This is a genomic window from Tepidiforma sp., from assembly GCF_034433535.1.
Classification (GTDB): Bacteria; Chloroflexota; Dehalococcoidia; order Tepidiformales; family Tepidiformaceae; genus Tepidiforma.
In genome coordinates, this window is sequence record NZ_DAOUAO010000244.1 from 1 (window position 1) to 1,898 (window position 1,898).

Below are 1,898 nucleotides of genomic sequence, written 5' to 3' on the forward strand. Positions count from 1 at the left end.
TGAGCCTCGAACACGCCAAGGTGCTCGCCATGCTCCTCCGCGCCCAGCTCAAGGACTACGAACGCGAAAACGGTGAAATCCCCCTGCCGCCCAGCCTCTACACCTCGCTCGGCATCGCCCGCGAAGACTGGGGCTTCTAACCCGTCGCGAACGCCCTGCCCGAATTGCCCCAGCCCGCCCGCCTTGCTACCGTAACAATTCGGCACATCAACCAGAGGCCCCGGGAAGACGCACCATGGCTCACCATAAATCCGCAATCAAGCGCTGGCACCAGTCCCTCCGCGAACGCGAACGCAACCGCTCCCGCCGCACCCGCGCACGCAACGCCATCCGCAAGCTCCGCGAAGCCGTCGCCGCCGGCGATGCCGCCGCCATCAGCGAGGCGCTGAGCAAGGCCTACTCCGCCGTCGACCGCGCCGCCAAGAAGGGTGCCATCCACGACGGCAAAGCCGACCGCCTCAAGCGGCGCATGGCCGCCCTCGTCAACAAGCACCAGCAGCCCGCCGCCTGACCCACCCGCCCGGGGCCCCGCCGCATCACCCAACGCCCGCACCCGCGGGCGTTTCGCTTCCTCCCACCCTCCCACCTCCCCGCTCCGGCTCCCGGTTCCCTGTTGCCGGCGGGGTGGAGTGGCTGGCGGGGCTCCCCGCTCCCGGCTCCCGGCTCCCACCTCCAACCTCCAACCTCCCACCTCCTCTACAATCCTCCCGTGACCCCGCCAACCGTCGACGTCGTCATCCCCTGCTACAACGAAGTTCACGTCCTCGAGCAGAGCGCCCTCGCCACGCTCCAGCTCTTCGACCAGAACCCCCAGTACCGCTGGCGCCTCGTCATCGCCGATAACGGCTCCACCGACGGCACCTCCGAGCTCGCCCGCCGCCTCGCCAGCGAACACGACCGCATCCAGGCCCTCGTCCTCGATATCAAAGGCCGCGGGCTCGCCCTCCGCGAAGCCTGGCTCCAGAGCGATGCCGACATCGTCAGCTACATGGATGTCGACCTCTCCACCGACCTCCGCCACCTCCCCGAGCTCATCGCCCTCGTCGCCGACCGCCACTGCGATGTCGCCATCGGCTCCCGCCTCGCCCGCGGCGCCCGCGTCAGGCGCCAGCTCAAGCGCGAAATCACCAGCCGCGGCTACGTCGCCCTCATCCGCCTCACCTTCCCCACCCTCCGCATCACCGATGCCCAGTGCGGCTTCAAGGCCCTCAGCCGCCGCGCCGTCCAGGCCATCGTCCCCCACATCGAGAACCGCATGTGGTTCTTCGATACCGAGCTGCTCATCCTCGCCCACCAGGCCGGCTTTCGCATCTGCGAACTCCCCGTCCACTGGGTCGAAGACCCCGACACCAAGGTCCGCATCGTCAGCACGGCCATCGAAGACATCCGGGGCCTCCTCCGCATGCGCTTTCGCAAGCGCCCGCCCATCACCATCCCCGAGGGCTGAGAGCCAGCCCACACATCGGGGCTTTCCACGTTTGATCCCCCCGGGGCCCGATGGTATAAGTACCCCTTGCTACAGGATTCACAAAGTTCTGCCCCCGGGCCGGTCCGCGCCCGGGTGCCAGCGAGGGGGAGGCCGGAACCTTGGAATGGGCAAACCTGCCGCACGACTACGCCGAACCGCTTGAACTCGTCATCGTCGCAATCACCATGGCTGCCTGCCTGGGGATCCTCGTCCTCTTCGGCCAGTGGTGGCAAAAGTAGCGCGAGACCCCTGAGCTAGCACGGAGAAAGAACCCCGATGGCCGTCGAAGCACCACCCAAGCCAACCCTCGCCGATAAGATCTACGACAAGCTCTTCCACAACTACGTCTGGAAGTCCATCTTCCGCACCGGCTACCCGAACACGCCTCGCAACCAGATGCTCATCGTTGCGACCAACGTGTTCCTCCACC

Annotated in this window: 2 protein-coding genes; both read left to right on the top strand. The window is 67.2% G+C overall.

What is annotated here, in order from left to right:
• The first annotated feature begins 235 nt into the window (after positions 1 to 235).
• On the top strand, positions 236 to 511 hold the full coding sequence (rpsT, locus tag VAE46_RS12985) for a 30S ribosomal protein S20 (RefSeq protein WP_322797368.1): 276 nt from the start codon (positions 236 to 238) through the stop codon (positions 509 to 511).
• Between the two features lie 198 nt (positions 512 to 709).
• Positions 710 to 1,447 carry a dolichyl-phosphate beta-glucosyltransferase gene (locus VAE46_RS12990; protein ID WP_322797369.1) on the top strand — a complete coding sequence of 246 codons (738 nt, stop codon included), beginning with the start codon at positions 710 to 712 and terminating at the stop codon, positions 1,445 to 1,447.
• Positions 1,448 to 1,898 lie beyond the last annotated feature (451 nt).

What these genes read in the sequence shown, in the direction of transcription:
- rpsT (WP_322797368.1), top strand. Translation starts at nt 236, where the DNA reads ATGGCTCACCATAAATCCGCAATCAAGCGCTGGCACCAGTCCCTCCGC.